This is a genomic window from Corynebacterium hansenii, from assembly GCF_030408795.1.
In the GTDB taxonomy this organism is placed as follows: Bacteria; Actinomycetota; Actinomycetes; order Mycobacteriales; family Mycobacteriaceae; genus Corynebacterium; species Corynebacterium hansenii.
On the sequence record NZ_CP047211.1, the window covers coordinates 2,901,377 to 2,916,878 of the forward strand.

General features: G+C 70.4%; 11 protein-coding genes. 4 read left to right on the forward strand and 7 right to left on the reverse strand.

Annotated elements, in window-relative coordinates; all coding sequences use genetic code 11:
- Nucleotides 1-124 precede the first annotated feature (124 nt).
- Nucleotides 125-3,538, forward strand: a complete 3,414-nt coding sequence (locus tag CHAN_RS12905; protein WP_290290360.1) for a heterodisulfide reductase-related iron-sulfur binding cluster — start codon at nt 125-127, stop codon at nt 3,536-3,538.
- Nucleotides 3,539-3,798: 260 nt separating this feature from the next.
- Here CHAN_RS12905 and CHAN_RS12910 read toward each other — a convergent pair whose 3' ends face one another.
- The 5 genes from CHAN_RS12910 to CHAN_RS12930 all read right to left on the reverse strand — a co-directional run bounded on the left by CHAN_RS12910 (nt 3,799) and on the right by CHAN_RS12930 (nt 8,588).
- Entirely contained in the window at nt 3,799-4,971 is a 1,173-nt protein-coding gene (locus CHAN_RS12910) for a hypothetical protein (protein WP_290290362.1), read from the reverse strand.
- Nucleotides 4,972-5,164: 193 nt separating this feature from the next.
- On the reverse strand, nt 5,165-5,746 hold the full coding sequence (locus CHAN_RS12915; protein WP_193388808.1) for a hypothetical protein: 582 nt from the start codon (nt 5,744-5,746) through the stop codon (nt 5,165-5,167).
- Nucleotides 5,747-5,917: 171 nt separating this feature from the next.
- Complete coding sequence (locus CHAN_RS12920) at nt 5,918-7,621, reverse strand: PHA/PHB synthase family protein (RefSeq protein ID WP_290290365.1); 1,704 nt, start codon at nt 7,619-7,621, stop codon at nt 5,918-5,920.
- Nucleotides 7,622-7,625: 4 nt separating this feature from the next.
- Nucleotides 7,626-8,081 (reverse strand): MaoC family dehydratase, encoded by a 456-nt coding sequence (locus CHAN_RS12925; RefSeq protein ID WP_048739671.1) that lies wholly within the window; start codon nt 8,079-8,081, stop codon nt 7,626-7,628.
- 156 nt (nt 8,082-8,237) lie between these two features.
- Complete coding sequence (locus CHAN_RS12930) at nt 8,238-8,588, reverse strand: helix-turn-helix domain-containing protein (protein WP_290293531.1); 351 nt, start codon at nt 8,586-8,588, stop codon at nt 8,238-8,240.
- A 571-nt stretch (nt 8,589-9,159) separates the two neighbouring features.
- On the opposite strand from CHAN_RS12930, the gene CHAN_RS12935 reads away from it, so the two are divergent.
- Genes CHAN_RS12935 through CHAN_RS12945 form a run of 3 tightly spaced genes read left to right on the forward strand, consistent with a single transcriptional unit; the run spans nt 9,160 to nt 13,177 of the window.
- Entirely contained in the window at nt 9,160-10,401 is a 1,242-nt protein-coding gene (locus CHAN_RS12935; RefSeq protein WP_048739908.1) for a pyridoxal phosphate-dependent aminotransferase, read from the forward strand.
- A gap of 13 nt (nt 10,402-10,414) precedes the next feature.
- A complete protein-coding gene (locus CHAN_RS12940; RefSeq protein ID WP_290290368.1) occupies nt 10,415-12,472 on the forward strand; it encodes a YibE/F family protein in 2,058 nt (685 codons plus the stop codon).
- Between the two features lie 12 nt (nt 12,473-12,484).
- Complete coding sequence (locus tag CHAN_RS12945) at nt 12,485-13,177, forward strand: DNA alkylation repair protein (RefSeq protein ID WP_290290370.1); 693 nt, start codon at nt 12,485-12,487, stop codon at nt 13,175-13,177.
- A gap of 94 nt (nt 13,178-13,271) precedes the next feature.
- Here CHAN_RS12945 and CHAN_RS12950 read toward each other — a convergent pair whose 3' ends face one another.
- Both CHAN_RS12950 and CHAN_RS12955 read right to left on the reverse strand, forming a co-directional pair.
- A complete protein-coding gene (locus CHAN_RS12950) occupies nt 13,272-13,898 on the reverse strand; it encodes a hypothetical protein (RefSeq protein ID WP_290290372.1) in 627 nt (208 codons plus the stop codon).
- Between the two features lie 23 nt (nt 13,899-13,921).
- Nucleotides 13,922-15,262: a UDP-glucose dehydrogenase family protein gene (locus CHAN_RS12955; protein WP_290290375.1), complete on the reverse strand. Its 1,341-nt coding sequence runs from the start codon at nt 15,260-15,262 to the stop codon at nt 13,922-13,924.
- Between the last annotated feature and the right edge of the window lie 240 nt (nt 15,263-15,502).

A 15,502-nucleotide genomic window follows, 5' to 3' on the forward strand; every position in this document is an offset into this window, starting at 1 on the left:
TTGCGAAATCCGTTCGACCTGGACGAACGGTCGTGATATACCTCACAAGAGAACTATTTGCGCCCGACCGCCACCCTCGGACGGGCATTCAGCCACTTTTCACGCCCACACTGTTAGGAACGTCATGAGCGTGCTTCCCCTCGCGGCCGACACCGCCGGCGATGCCGTGACCTCGAACGGGTTCACCATCACCGTCGGCTTCATCGGCCTGCTGCTGTCCCTGCCCTGCTGGTTCGTGTTCATCAAGGGCTTCGCCCACATGGTCCGCACGATCATGGTCGGCCAGAAGACCTACGGCCACACCGGCGACTGGGGCGCCCGCGTCTGGACCACGATCAAGGAGATCGTCGGCCACACCAAGATGGCCAAGAAGCCCGGCGTCGCCATCGCCCACTGGTTCGTCATGGTCGGCTTCCTCCTCGGATCCCTCGTCTGGTTCGAGGCCTACATCCAGACCTTCAACCCGGCCGGCGGCTGGCCCATCCTGAAGGACCTCGCCGCCTGGCACTTCGTCGACGAACTGCTCGGCCTGGGCACCACCCTCGGCATCCTCGCGCTGATCATCGTGCGCCAGACGAACATGGGCAAGGAGCGCCTCAGCCGCTTCTACGGCTCCAACGCCAAGGCCGCCTACTTCGTCGAGGCCGTCGTCCTCATCGAGGGCCTGGGCATGCTGATGGTCAAGGCCGCCAAGCTGGCCACCTACGGCGACGGCAGCGTCCACTGGACCGACTTCGCCACCGGGTGGATCGCGAAGATCCTGCCCGCATCGCCCGAGTTCGTGTCGATCATGGCCCTGATCAAGCTGCTGTCCGGCATGATCTGGCTGTTCGTCGTCGGCCGCAACCTCACCTGGGGCGTCGCCTGGCACCGCTTCCTGGCGTTCGCCAACATCCTGCTGCGCCGCAACGCCGACGGGGCCAACGCCCTCGGCGCCGCGAAGCCGATGACCTCGCAGGGCAAGATCATCGACCTGGAGGAAGCCGACCCCGAGGTCGACTCCATGGGCACCGGCGTGGTCACCGACCACTCCTGGAAGGCCCTGCTGGACTTCACCTCCTGCACCGAGTGCGGCCGCTGCCAGGAGCAGTGCCCCGCCTGGAACACCGCCAAGCCGCTGTCGCCGAAGCTGCTGGTCAACCAGCTGCGCGACCACGCCTACCGCTCCGCCCCCTACCTGCTCGCCGGCAAGGACGCGCAGGGTGATGGCGAAGGTGCCGAGACCGAGTCCGCGGGCTCGGGCGTGCTGACCCTGCCGCTGGTCGGCGAGGGCGACGCCGGCGTCATCGACCCCGACGTCCTGTGGTCCTGCACCAACTGCGGCGCCTGCGTCGAGCAGTGCCCCGTCGACATCGAGCACATCGACCACATCATCGACATGCGCCGCTACCAGGTGCTCGTCGAGTCGGACTTCCCGACCGAGCTGGCCGGCCTGTTCAAGAACCTCGAGACCAAGGGCAACCCGTGGGGCCAGAACGCCTCCACCCGCGCCGACTGGATCAACGAGGTCCGCCAGGATGGCGTCGTCGTGCCCGTGTGGGGCGAGGACGTCGACAGCTTCGACGACACCGAGTACCTCTTCTGGGTCGGCTGCGCCGGCGCCTACGACGACAACGCCAAGAAGACCACCAAGGCCGTCGCCGAGATGCTGTACACCGCCGGCGTGAAGTTCGCCGTGCTGTCGCAGGCCGAGGGCTGCAACGGCGACTCCGCCCGCCGCGCGGGCAACGAGTTCCTGTTCCAGATGCTCGCCGAGCAGAACATCGAGCAGCTCGGCGAGGTGTTCGAGGGCGTGCCGCCGAAGCAGCGCAAGATCGTCGTGACCTGCGCGCACTGCTTCAACACCTTCAAGAACGAGTACCCGGAGCTCGGCGGCCACTACTCCGTGGTCCACCACACCCAGCTGCTCAACCAGCTGGTGCGCGAGAACCGCCTGCAGCCCGTGGCGTCCGGCCAGGGCCGCCAGGTCACCTACCACGACCCCTGCTTCCTGGGCCGCCACAACAAGGTCTTCGAGGCGCCCCGCGAGCTGATCGGCGCGTCCGGCGCGGACCTCGTGGAGATGCCGCGCAACAAGAACACCGGCTTCTGCTGTGGCGCCGGCGGCGCGCGCATGTGGATGGAAGAGACCATCGGCGAGCGCATCAACGTCAACCGCACCACCGAGGCCCTGGAGACCGGCGCGTCGGCCATCGCGATCGGCTGCCCGTTCTGCAAGACCATGATGTCCGACGGCGTGAACAACCTCGCCGAGGACGACGACAACAAGCCCGAGGTCCTGGACATCGCGCAGATGATCCGCGACTCCGTGCTCGTCGACGGCGCCCTGCCGCCGGCCCGCGAACCCGAGTGGCTGACGCAGCCGGAGCGCGGCTGGGTCGACACCGAAGCCATCGAGGCCGAGGAGCGCGCCCGCGCCGAAGAAGAGGCCGCCAAGAAGAAGGCGGCCGAGGAGGCCGAGGCGAAGAAGAAGGCGGACGCCGAGAAGAAGGCCGCCGCCGGTGCCGCCGGAGCTGGTGCCGCGGCCGCCGCCGGTGCCGCCGCGTCGGGTGCTCCCGCCCCGGGTGGCGCGCCCAAGCCGGGCGGCGCCAAGGGTGGCGCTCCGGCACCGGGTGGTGCTCCGGCGCCGGGTGGTGCTCCCAAGCCCGGCGGCGCCAAGGGCGGTGCCCCCGCTCCGGGCGGTGCCCCCAAGCCCGGTGGCGCCAAGGGTGGTGCTCCGACTCCGGGTGGTGCTCCCAAGCCGGGCGGTGCCAAGGGTGGTGCTCCCGCTCCGGGTGGCGCGCCCAAGCCGGGCGGTGCCAAGGGTGGTGCTCCCGCCCCGGGTGGTGCCCCGAAGCCGGGCGGTGCTCCCAAGCCGGGTGGTGCGAAGGCCGGCGCTCCGGTGCCCGGTGGTGCCAAGAAGGCCGGCGCCCCGGTGCCGGGTGGCGCCAAGAAGGCCGAGCCCGACACCGCCGCCGACCCCGACGCCCAGCAGACCGAGCAGGCCGAGCAGCTGAAGGAAGCCACCCCGGCGACCAAGTCCGGTGCTCCGGTTCCGGGCGGCGCCCGCCGCGGTGCCCCGGTGCCCGGCAGCGCGAAGAAGGCCGCCGCGGCGCCCGCTCCGACGCAGGACGCCGAGGCGACCGAGACCGCCGACGAGCCGACCGAGGTTCCGAAGGAGGCGACCCCGGCCCAGGAGGCTCAGGTCGAGCAGCTCGAGCACGCGACCGAGGAGGCACCGCAGCCGGCGCGCCGCGGTGCGCCCATCCCGGGCGGTGCCCGCAAGTCGACCCCGAAGGCCGCGGCCGCGCCTGCCCAGGACGCCAAGCCCGAGCCGTCGGCCGAGGTCACCGAGCCGACCGAGTCGGCTGAGACCCCGGTGGAAGCTGCCGCCGAGCCGGCTGAAGCTTCGTCCGAGTCGACCGAGGCCGCCGAGTCCGCCGACTCCGGTGCTGCGGAGGCCACGGATGCCCCGGCCCCGAAGGCGTCGGGTGCGGATGTGCCGCGCACGTCCCGCGGAGTCCCGCTGCCGGGTGCCGCGCGCCGCAACAACGGGTAGGCCGCGCCGGCCGGCGCCACCGAAACCGGTGAGCGCCGGCGGTCACCGCCCGTGAAGTAAGAAAAGAGGAGGTCCCCAATGGGGCCTCCTCTTTTCGCCTCTTTTCGCGCGCTGTGGCCGTGGCCACCGCGATCACGCCCTGCTAACCCACCCCGAATTGGTCAACCCACCCGCTGTAACGGGTGGCTCTGCGCATTCGGGGTGGGTTTGCGGAAGAGACGGCTGCGTCGGCTAGCTGGAGGGCGCGACGGCTGCGTCGGCTAATTGGAGGGCGCGACGGCTGCGCCGTCCCCCTCGCCGTCGGCCTCTCCCAGCTCCCCCTCAAGCAACTCCCCCACCTCGACGGCACCGTCACCGGGCAGGGCGCCCGCGCCGAAGAGGCTCATGTGGCCGACCGGGAACACCTCGGAGGTGACCTCCGCCGGCGATCCGGCGTCGGCGAGGACCTGCTCGGTGGCCAGGCCCTGGCCGGGTTCGACCACGCCGTCCTCGGCACCCACGATGAGGTGCACCGGGCAGGCGATCCGGGAGGCGTCGATGACCTCGCCGCCGATCTCCAGCACGCCGCGGGCCAGCTCGTTGCCGCGCAGCAGGTGCTGCAGGAACCAGTTGTACTGCGGCGGCGTCATCGGGGCGGTCGCCGTGAACGTGGTGACGTCCCGCAGCCCCTCATCCGGATCCAGCATCGCGGCGGCGACGCGGCCGGCCTCGCCGACGGGGTCGTACAACCGCCACACGTCGTTGACCAGCGCGGTGCGCAGCACGGCGCCGACCGGCGTGACCATCATGTCCGCCACCGGCCGCACCCACGGCAGGTAGGACATCTGGGCGATGATCTTCGTCGTCGACGGCCACGGGCCGCCGGCGTGGAAATCGACCGGGGTGCCCGCCAGCGTCAGCCGGGCCACCGTCTCCGGGTGCAGCGCCGCGTGGATGAAGGACATCCAGCCGCCCTGCGACCAGCCCGTCAGCCGCACCCGGCCGCCCAGTTCGGCGATCGCGTCGGCGATGAGCGCCAGCGGCTCGTCGATGGTGGCGTCCTCGGGCGGCTCGACGGCCCAGCGGATCACGTAGGCGTCGCGCACCTCGCCGTCGGGGCCGACGATCATCGGCGACCCGTCTGCGGACATGCGCGTGACGGCGTCGAGCCTGGTGCCCTGCGGCGGCACGATGAGCTCGGGCACCTCGTCGGCGCCCGGCCCCTCCGGCCCGCCCGCCCACAGCAGGTCGCCGGACGGCCACGAGGCCACCGGTTCGACATCGGGGTACGGGAGCATGCGGCTGGGCCGCACGGCCTCCTTGAGCACTTGGCGACGGGCCGCCGCGTCATCCATGGCGATCCGCGCGGCTTCCGCCGGATCGTGGATGCCCGCCATGCGGTCCATCAGTGACGTGGTGTAGGCGCCCCATGCGCCGGCGACCGCCATGGGCACGGCGAAAGGGGATCGTCTGAAAGCGGCCGAGGGGCCGGTCTCGCGTGCGTTCACGAAAGCGGCCCCTCGGGAAGGCGGCGTACAACATCGTTCATCGGATGTGTTCCTTACCTTGGATTCGGTTGTACCCGCCGGCCGTTGCCCACGGGCTGCGCCCCGGCCATCGGCCGGGGCGCGCGACGTTGCCGTGGTTTTACTTCAGCAGGTCGCGGGCGGCGCCGGTGAACGCGGCCGAGATGTCGGCGACGAAGGAGGTGTGGGCCTTCGCGACGGCGGAGACGAACTCCAGCTGGGTGGCCTGGGCGGTCTTGTTCTCGAACTCGAGCATGGTGGACAGCGCCTTCTCGTAGGCGTCGAGGGAGGCCAGCGAGTTCTTCTTGGAAGCCTCGATGATCTGCTCGTTCAGGGCGCGGACGCGGGCCTCGGCGGCGGCGAACGCCTCGGTGTTGCGCTCGTAGGCCTTGGAGAAGGCGTCGGTGGCCTTGTCGGAGGCGGCCTTGGCGCGGTCGGCGGCGGCCTTGGTGCGCTCGGCGGCGGCGTCGATGGCCTGGTCGGTGCGCGAGGTGGCTTCCTCGGCGGCCTTCAGGTTCTTGGCGTTGGCCTCCTTGGACGCGTTGGCGACGCCCTCGGTGACCTTCTTGGTGGCCTCGGTCGCCTTGGCGGCGTTCTCCTTGGCGGCGGCGGTGGCCTTGGCGCCGGCCTCCTTGGCGGCGGCGGTGTTGTTCGCGGCGGTCTTGGCGGCGGTCTGGCGGGGGGCGGTCTTGCGCTCGGTCATGTCTGCTCCTGCGGTTGGTCTTGGTCATCCGAACCGGTTCCGGTCCGGCGGGGCCGTTCCCGACCCGCGGTAGTTAGCACGTTAGCTCGCGATTGCTAACTCCGCAACGGCTACGGCCCGGTCGGGGGCATGATCCCCGGCCGGGCCGTCGTCAGGCGATGCTTTGCGACGCTACTTCGACCGCACGTACTCGCCCGGCGCGTCGCAGATCGGCGCGTACTTTCCGCCGCCCATCTCCGGCGGGGAAACCATCTCGCCGGCGCGGGCGCTCATCCACCGGTTCCAGTCGCTCCACCAGGAGTCGCCCTTGATCTGCGGGGCCTTCTCCTCGAACTCGGCGGGCGACGACGGGTACTCGCCGCGATTGACCTTCTCCGGCTCGCCGATCGCGCGGTACCAGGTGCGCTTCGACGGCGGGTTCAGCGCGCCGGCCAGGTGCCCGCCGTTGGACTGCACGTAGCGGACGTCGCCGCCGAGCATCTTCACCGCGGCGTACGACGTCGACCACGGCACGATGTGGTCGCCCACCGCGCCGACGACGTACGTGTCGTTCTTCACCGCGCCCATGTCCAGGCGGGTGCCGTCGAGCACGAAATCACCTTCGGCCAGCGCGTTGTCGACGTAGAGCGACCGCATGTACTCGGCGTGCATGCGCAGCGGCATGTTCGTCGAGTCGGCGTTCCACACCAGGATGTCGAACGCCGTCGGATCCTCGCCCTTCATCCAGCGGCTCACCCAGTAGTTGAAGATGAGGTCGCGGGCGCGGACCAGATCGAAGGTGTCGGCCATCTCGTTCTTGCCGAGGTACCCCTTCGCCTTCATCCGCTCGACGATGACCTCGACGTCCTCCGGGCCGGTGAAGTACTTGATCTCGCCCGGGTCGGTGTAGTCGAGCATGGTGTTCATCAGCGTCAGCGTGCCGATGCGGTCCTTGCCGTCGACGGCGTCCTTCGCGGTGGCCATCGCCGACATCGCGCCACCCAGGCACAGCGCCAGGATGTCCACCTTCGGCGCGCCGGTGACCTCCTGCACGACGTCCAGCGCGGCGACGGTGCCCTCGCGGTAGTAGTCGTCCATGCCGAGATCCGCCATCGACGAATCGGGCTGGCGGTACGAGATGCCGAACACCGTGCGGCCCGACTTCACCGCCATCTCGATGAGGCTGCGGCCCGGCGTCAGATCGAGGATGTAGTACTTGTTGATCCACGGCGGCGTGACCAGCAGCGGCACCGCGTGGACCTGCTCGGTCTGCGGCTCGTACTGCATGACCTCGATGAGGTCGTTGCGGAAGATCACCTTGCCCGGCGTGCAGGCCATGTCCTCGCCGAGGGTGAACTTCGTGCGGTCGATCTTCTCCGGTCGGCCGTCGTTGTTCAGCAGGTCATCGATGAAGAAACGCTGGCCCTTCAGCACGCTGCGGCCGCCGGTGCGGTAGGCCTCGATGAGCGCCTCCGGGTTCGTGGCCAGGAAGTTGGTCGGGGCCATGGCGTCCATGACCAGCCGGGACATGAAGCCGATCTTGCCGTCGGCCTGCGCATCGCCGGCGCCGGCCTCGCGCAGCCCGTCGACGTAACCGCAGGCGGCGAGGTAGTACTGGCGCAGCGCGGCGTAGTTCGGGTTCTCCTCCCACGTGCGCTCCGAGAAACGGCGGTCTCGCGGGTCGGCGTCGACCGGCCACTTCGGGTCGTCGGCGCCGGCGGCGGCGCGTAGGTACGCGACCGGGATCTTCGCCAGGTCGCCGGCCAGGTCGAGGTTGGCCTTGGCCACGCCGAGCGGATTCACCGCGGCGCGGGCCGCGACGGAGGCGGCGGCGGGAACGAGGCCCAGCGGATCGATGCGGGCGTTGATCTTGCGGCGGATGTCGTCGATTCCCACTGGCCTAGCCCTCCCCGAGGTAGCGGAAGACCAGGGCCGCGATGCACGCGGGGCGCTCGGCGCCCGGGTTGCGGAACTCCAGGTCGAAGGTGACCTGCTGGCCACCACGGCACTCGGAGACCTCGGCGACCTTGACGGCCATCTCGATGTCGGAGCCGGACGGCACCGGCGCGGTGAAGCGGACCTTGTCCAGGCCGTAGTTGATGACGGTGGCGCCCTCCACGTCGATGACGTCGAAGATGAGGGCCGACGCCAGCGACAGCGTCAGGAAGCCGTGCGCGATGGTGCCGCCGAACGGGGTCTCGGCCGCGCGCTCCGCGTCGAGGTGGATCCACTGGCGGTCTTCGGTCACCTCGGCGAAGCCGTTGATGCGCTCTTGGCTCATGGTCACCGAGCGGGACACTCCCAGGTCCTCGCCCACCAGCTGGGGCAGTTCGGAAATGGTCACGTTTTTGGCCATTGGAGCACTCCTCGGCATTGTTTTCGTAGGTTTGAGTTTCCGGGACCACTCCAAGATAGACAGTTAACCACCATTCGCGCGCGTCGAAGAACCCCCCTTTACGCTCGGCAAAGATCCGTCCGCACGCTGTCGGGCCCGCGCGGACGCCCCGCGAAATCAGTTGCCGCCAGCCTCCCCGGCGACCCCGCCGGCGCCGGGACGGCGGCGCCGCGCGCGCGTCAATTCCACGTACGCCCGGTACGTCTCCGCGAGGGAACGCCGCTGCGCATCGGTGAGATCCGGGTCCTTGGCGATGGCCGAGAGCACCTCGCCATCCTTCTCCGCGCCGGCGTAGGCGGCCATGAGGTCCGCCGACAGCTGCAGGTTGTCGGCGATGGCGGTGAGCACGCGCTCGCTGGGCGCCCGCAGCCCCCGCTCGATCTGCGACAGGTACGGGTTGGAGATGCCCACCATCTCCGCGAGCCGGCGCATCGGCAGCTGGGCCAGCTCACGCTGCCGGCGGATCATCTCGCCCAGGGATTCCCCGGTGAACCGATCGCGCGCGTTTCCGGCTCCCGCGGCCCCCGCCGCGCCCGCGCCGGAGCCGTTGCCGCCAGCCGAGCCATCCCCCTGCGCTCCGGCTTCGGCTCCGGCTGCGCCGTCATCCCGGTGTTCGCTCATGTCCGCCTTCCGCCTCTTCTGATCCGCGGCGGGGGCACATTCGGGCGCCTCTACCGCATGAACCCAGCCTATCGCTACCAACGGGGCCGCCCGAAGTGGCAGACTCTTGGGGGTGAGTACCCAGAAGCGACCCCAGGACCAGCCGGAAATTCCGGGCACCGTCGATCCCGCCACCGCCGCGGCCGCCGCAGGCGCGCCCGCCGCCGCAGCCGCCGACGCCGCACAGGCCCCCGCTTCTGACGCCCCCCTCGCCGACGCCGCCAACGACACCACCACCGCGCCCGTCCACGACGCGGCGGGCACCACCGCCCCGGACGCCGCGCAGGTGAAGGAGAAGGCGCTGCGCAAGTCCGCCGAGCTGCTGCGCGCCGCCCGCGCCGAGCAGACCCGCGCGGCCCGCGTCGCCCAGCGCCGCGGCATGAGCCACCCGCGCCGCACGCCGCTGAAGTCCCTGGACCAGTCGCCGAAGCTGCGCAACGTCCTGTACGACATCCGCGGCCCGGTGACCACGCTGGCGGAGCAGATGGAGGCCGACGGCCACCGCATCATGATGCTCAACACCGGCAACCCCGCGAAGTTCGGCTTCGACGCGCCCGACACCATCGTCCAGGACATGGTGCGCGCGCTGCCGCATGCGCAGGGCTACTCCGAATCGAAGGGCATCTACTCGGCGCGGCGGGCCGTCGTCACGCGATACGAGATGGACTCGACCTTCCCCCGCTTCGACGTCGACGACGTGTGGCTGGGCAACGGAGTCTCCGAGCTGATCTCGATCGTGACCCAGTCGCTGCTCGACGAAGGCGACGAGGTGCTCATCCCCGCCCCGGACTACCCGCTGTGGACCGCCGCGACGACGCTGGCCGGCGGCAAGCCCGTGCACTACACGTGCGACGAGGAGCAGGACTGGGCGCCCGACCTGGAGGACATCCGGTCGAAGGTGACGGACCGGACGAAGGCGATCGTCATCATCAACCCGAACAACCCGACCGGCGCGGTGTACACCCGGGAGGTGCTGGAGGGCATCGTCGACATCGCGCGCGAGCATTCGCTGCTGCTGCTGTCCGACGAGATCTACGACCGCATCCTCTACGACGACGCCGAGCACATCTCCACCGCGTCGCTGGCCCCGGACCTGCTGTGCATCACCTTCAACGGCCTGTCCAAGACCTACCGCGTGGCCGGGTACCGCGCGGGCTGGATGGTGCTGACCGGCCCGAAGCGCCACGCCGAGGGCTTCATCGAGGGCATCAACCTGCTGGCGTCGACCCGCCTGTGCCCGAACGTGCCCGCGCAGCACGGCATCCAGGTGGCGCTGGGCGGCTACCAGTCCATCGACGACCTGATCCTGCCCGGCGGGCGCCTGCTGGAGCAGCGCAACGTCGCGTGGGAGGGCCTGAACTCCATCCCGGGCGTCAGCTGCGTCAAGCCGATGGGCGCGATGTACGCGTTCCCGAAGCTCGACCCGGAGGTCCACGAGATCCACGACGACGAGAAGCTGATGCTCGACATCCTCCGCGAGGAGAAGATCCTCATGGTCGGCGGCCGCGGGTTCAACCTGCCGACGCCCGACCACTTCCGCATAGTCACGTTGCCCTGGGCCCGCGAGCTGCGGGAAGCCATCGAGCGCCTGGGCAACTTCCTGGCCGGCTACAAGCAGTAAGGGGGGCGTCGCAGTGGGGCGGCATTCGACTCTTCCGGTTTCCTCGCTTGACGACGCCCCGTCGTCGCGCCGGTCCGGCCCCGCCATGATGGCGCGGGGGATGCTCGCGGCCGTGCTCGCCTTCGCGGGCGTCGCGGCCCTGATCGGGTTGGCGATGCTGTGGCCGAAGGGCGAGGCACCCGAGCCGGCGCCCGGTTTCCGCGAATCCCAGTCGATGGCGGCGCAGTCGTTCCCAGGCAAGGTCTCCAGCGTGACCACGGGCGTGTGCGGCTCCCCGGACGCGGGCACCGCCTTCGACGGAGACCCGCGCCCGGCGGCGCCGATGCCCCAGGTGCCGGGATTGCCCGGTGGCCCGGCGGCCCCGGTTCCCCCGGCGGCTCCCGCGCCCGCCGATCCCGGCGCCGCCGGTCCCCCGGCGCCCGCGGTGGCGCCGGTGGCGTTCACCGTCCACGCCGCTCCCGCGCCCCCGGCCCCGCCCGCCGCCGCACCGGCCGCTCCCGCGGCTCCCGCGGCTCCCGCCGCGCCCGCTGCACCCGCCGCCCCCGGCCTGCAGCAACGCGAGTGCCAACTGGTCATCGTCGACATCACCGGCGGCCCGGACCAGGGCCGGCACACGCTGCTGGAAATGTCCGACCAGCCCGGCGAACCCGAGCTCGCCGAGGGCACGAAGATCCACCTGACGTCGCACGCGATCGGCGCCGGGCAGACGCGCTACGCGTTCCTGGACATCAACCGCACGGTGCCCGTGTGGGCGTGGATGGTGCTGACGGCGCTGGCCATCGTGGTCGTCGCCGCCTGGCGCGGCGTGCGCGCCATCGCCGGCCTGGTGCTCACCCTCGCGGTGGTGGGCGTGTTCCTCATTCCGGCGCTGTTGCGCGGCGGCCCGCCGATCGCGCTGTCGCTGATCACCGGCGCCGTGGTGCTCTTCCCGGTGATGTTCCTGGTCCACGGCGTGAACTGGAAATCCGCCGCCGCGTTGGGCGGCACGTTGACGTCGTTGGCGGCCGCCGCTGGCCTGGCGCACCTGGCCATCGGCGGCGCGGACCTGAGGGGGCTCGCCGACGAATCGAACCTGCTCATCCAGCTGTACCTCCCCGCGGTCAGCGTCACCGGCCTGATGCTCGCCGGGTTCATCGTCGGCGCGCTGGGCGTGCTCAACGACGTCACCATCGCCCAGTCGTCGACCGTCACCGAGTTGTCGGAGGCCGACCCCGACGCGAGCCCGATGGAGCTGTTCACCTCGGCGATGCGGGTGGGCCGCGACCACATTTCGTCGATGGTCTACACGCTGGTGCTGGCGTACGTCGGCGCGTCGCTGCCGATGACGCTGCTGCTGTCCGTCGCCGATCGCCCGCTGATGCAGGTGCTCACCTCCGACATCGTGGCCACCGAGCTGCTGCGCTCGGCCATCGGCGCCCTGGGGCTGACCCTCGCCGTGCCGGTGACCACGGCGATCGCGGCGGTGACGACGGTGACCGAGCGGCCGAAGCCGCAGCCATCGGACCGCCCCTCGTCCCGCTACGACGACGATTCCCGCTACGACGATCACGGGTACGACGACCGGGGATACGACGACGACTTCGCGTACGACGATGACTCCGGCTACGACGACGACTCCGGTTACGACGATGGCGCGAGCTATGACGATGATCCCGGGTACCTCGACGAAACCGGGTACGACGACGAACCCGACTACGCCGACGAACGCCGGTACTCGCCGACGGCCCGTTTCGAGGCACAGCCTCATCGCGAAACGCAGCTCCGCAGTGAAACGCAGCCCCGCCGCGAGGCCGCTTCCCGCCATGAGACGCCGCACCAGGAGACCCGGCAGCGTCGTGAAGCGTCCCATCGGGATACGCACCCGCGCCGTGAAACCCAGCCCTCCCGCGAAACCCAGCCCTCCCGTGAAACCCAGCCTCGTCGTGAAACGCAGTCGCGGTACGGCCCCCGGCCCCAGTACGACGCCACCGCGCGCCCGCGGCCGCAATCCCCGGCGCCGGCGAAGAAGTCACCGCCGTCGTCCGGAAACTCCGGGCCGAGTTCCCCCGCCGGCTACGTGCGGTTTCCCTGACGGGGCCCGACGATGACGCCCGCCTCCCCCACCGACATCTTCATCGCCGCCGTCCGCGAGGGGCTGGCGCCGCTGGCGGATCCGGAACGGGCCGCGGGCCAGGCCGCCTACCTGAAAACCGAGGAGCCGACGCTCGGCGTCCGCGTCCCCGACGTCCGCCGCATCACCCGCGCCGCCGCGAAAGCGTCCGGGTTCACGTCGGCGGACCAGGTCGCCGATGCCGCACGCGCACTGTGGGACGGCGCCCGCAATCGGGAGGAGCGGAGGGCCGCGATCGGGCTGCTGCTGGCTCCCGTCGTCAAGCGATTCGTCGGGCCCGGCGTCATGGGCCTGGTCCGGCACATGGTGGTCACCGGCGCGTGGTGGGACCTCGTCGATGAGCTGGTGCGCGTGCAGCTCATCGTCCGCGACCGCGACCGGGCCGGCGAGGACGCGCGGATGCGCGCCTGGGCGCGCGACGGGAACATGTGGGTGCGCCGGTACGCGATCCTGCACCAGCTGCAGGCCAAGGACGCGACGGATGCGGATTTGCTTGCCGACGTCATCGCGCCGAATGCGGCCGATGCCGAGTTCTTCATTCGCAAGGCCATCGGCTGGGCGCTGCGCGATTACGCGAAAACCGATCCGGAATGGGTCCGCGCATACCTCGCCGCGCACCCGGAATTGTCGCCCCTGTCGCGGCGGGAAGCGGCGAAGCACCTGTGAGGCGCGCGGCGTCCGCGGCGGCTGCGGCGTCCGCGCGCGAAAAGCACTCCCGCCGCGCGGTGCCGGTCACGCCGGGGCGGCCGGGTCCACGCCGTCAGCGCAGAACCTCGGGGATGTCCGACCACGGCTTCTCCCCGTAGTCGAGATCCGGCCGCACGTCACCGATGAAGTCCCCGTAGTCGGGCGTCGACAGCTCGAACTCGCCGTACGCGCCGTCGTCGAAAAGCGCTTCGACGGCTTCGACGTCCAGGCCCTCCGGGAAGCCAGCGCCGGTCGCACGCTCCTCGACCGCCTTGACCACGCACTCGTACCAGTCGTCCGGACGGTAACCGCGCTTCGCCCAGTCCCGGTGCACGGTGTCCGCGCCCCGGCCCCAATAGATCATCCGGGCGGTGACGATGTCGCACAGCGGATGGGCGACGATCAGCTTCAGCGGCCAGGGGTCATCGTTGTGGCCCCATGCGGCGGCCAGGACGTGCACCGCCCCGGACGAATCCAACGCCGCAATCTTGTCGGCGACCTCCGCGCGATAGGCGTCGGAGCCGAGTTCCAGGACGCGATCCCGCGCCTCGAGCATCATCCGGTCGCCATCCGAGTCGTCGTCGAGCAGGTCGTCGAGCTCTTCTTCCCAGTCGTCCTCCTCGAGGTCCATGCACGCGACCTCGATCTCGAGGTAAAGCCGGAACAGGTCATCCAGGTCATTGTTCGTGAGCTGAGTCATAGCGTGATCCTATCCCACGATGGTCAGCCGCGCCCGAGGCAATTGACGTCCCACCCCGCCTCGCGCCACGCGTCGACCGGCAGGCAGTTGCGGCCGTCGATGAGGCGCTTGGCGGCGACGCGCTCACCTGCGGCGACCGGGTCGAGGTTGCGGAACTCGTCCCATTCGGTGGCCACGACGACCATCTCAGCGCCATCGAGAGCGTCGTCGGCCGAATCGCGGTAATCGAGGGTCGGGAAGATCTTCCGGGCGTTGCCCATCGCCTGCGGGTCATAGACGCGCACCGCGGCGCCGGCCAGCGACAGCGAACCCGCGATGGACAGCGCCGGGGAATCGCGGACGTCGTCGGAGTTCGGCTTGAACGCGGCACCGAGCACGGCGACCTGGCGGCCCAGCGCGTTGCCGCCGAAGGCGTCCTTGACCAGGCCCACGCACTTTTCGCGGCGGCGCATGTTGATCGCGTCGACCTCGCGCAGGAACGTCATCGCCTGGTCGGCGCCGAGCTCGCCGGCGCGGGCCATGAACGCGCGGATGTCCTTCGGCAGGCAGCCGCCGCCGAATCCCAGGCCCGCGTTGAGGAAGCGCCGGCCGATGCGCGGATCCATGCCGATCGCGTCGGCGAGCACCGTGACGTCGGCGCCGGTGGTCTCGCAGATCTCCGACACCGCGTTGATGAACGAGATCTTCGTGGCCAGGAACGCATTGGCCGAGACCTTGACCAGCTCGGACGTCGGCAGGTCGGTGACGATCATCGGCGTACCGCGGTCGAGGATCGGGGCGAAGCACTCGCGGACGGCATCCTCCGCGCGGGTCGACCCGGCACCCAGGCCCAGCACCATGCGGTCGGGCTCCAGGGTGTCCTTCACCGCGTGGCCCTCGCGCAGGAACTCGGGGTTCCACGCCAGATCGACGGTCCCCACCGGTTCGCCACCGCCGGAACGGCCCGCCAGAATCGCATCGGCCCGCTCCTGCAGGCGCGACGCCGTGCCCACCGGCACCGTCGACTTGCCCAGGATCACGTGATCGCCGGTGATCCGCGCCGCCAGCTCATCGATGACGGCGTCCACGTAGCGCACGTCCGCGGCATTCGAGCCCTTCACCTGCGGCGTGCCCACGCCGACGAAATGCAGGGTGGCGAACGAAGCGGCCTCGTCGTAATCCGTCGTGAAGCGAAGCGCCCCGGAATCGACGTGCTTGCGCAGCAGCTCCGGCAGACCGGGCTCGTAGAACGGCACCCGCCCCTCCGACAGCGCCTCGATCTTGGCGGGGTCGACGTCGACGCCGAGCACCTCGTGCCCCAGCTCGGCCATGCACGCGGCATGGGTCGCACCCAGATATCCGGTTCCGATGACGGTCATACGCATACCGGCCAGTATGAGATACATTGCGGCACTTGGCGACTCGGCGACCGCCCCGATTTTCCCACCCGACCTGCATTAACCGCGCGTTCACCTGCGGATCATCGGGGCATTACACGTGCACCATCGGCAGTTCACCGCGTTGAGGGGCCGACGCGGCGCGGCAAAGTGCTGCCGCCCTCCCGCAAAACCCCAGGTCGGCATTTTTCCGGCAGCGGAAATGTGCACTTTCCGACGCCACGCAGG

Coding starts and splice junctions, on each gene's coding strand:
- CHAN_RS12905 (WP_290290360.1), top strand. CDS start 125: ATGAGCGTGCTTCCCCTCGCGGCCGACACCGCCGGCGATGCCGTGACC.
- CHAN_RS12915 (WP_193388808.1), bottom strand. CDS start 5,746: ATGACCGAGCGCAAGACCGCCCCCCGCCAGACCGCCGCCAAGACCGCC.
- CHAN_RS12925 (WP_048739671.1), bottom strand. CDS start 8,081: ATGGCCAAAAACGTGACCATTTCCGAACTGCCCCAGCTGGTGGGCGAG.
- CHAN_RS12930 (WP_290293531.1), bottom strand. CDS start 8,588: ATGATCCGCCGGCAGCGTGAGCTGGCCCAGCTGCCGATGCGCCGGCTC.
- CHAN_RS12935 (WP_048739908.1), top strand. CDS start 9,160: ATGAGCCACCCGCGCCGCACGCCGCTGAAGTCCCTGGACCAGTCGCCG.
- CHAN_RS12945 (WP_290290370.1), top strand. CDS start 12,485: ATGACGCCCGCCTCCCCCACCGACATCTTCATCGCCGCCGTCCGCGAG.
- CHAN_RS12950 (WP_290290372.1), bottom strand. CDS start 13,898: ATGACTCAGCTCACGAACAATGACCTGGATGACCTGTTCCGGCTTTAC.
- CHAN_RS12955 (WP_290290375.1), bottom strand. CDS start 15,262: ATGCGTATGACCGTCATCGGAACCGGATATCTGGGTGCGACCCATGCC.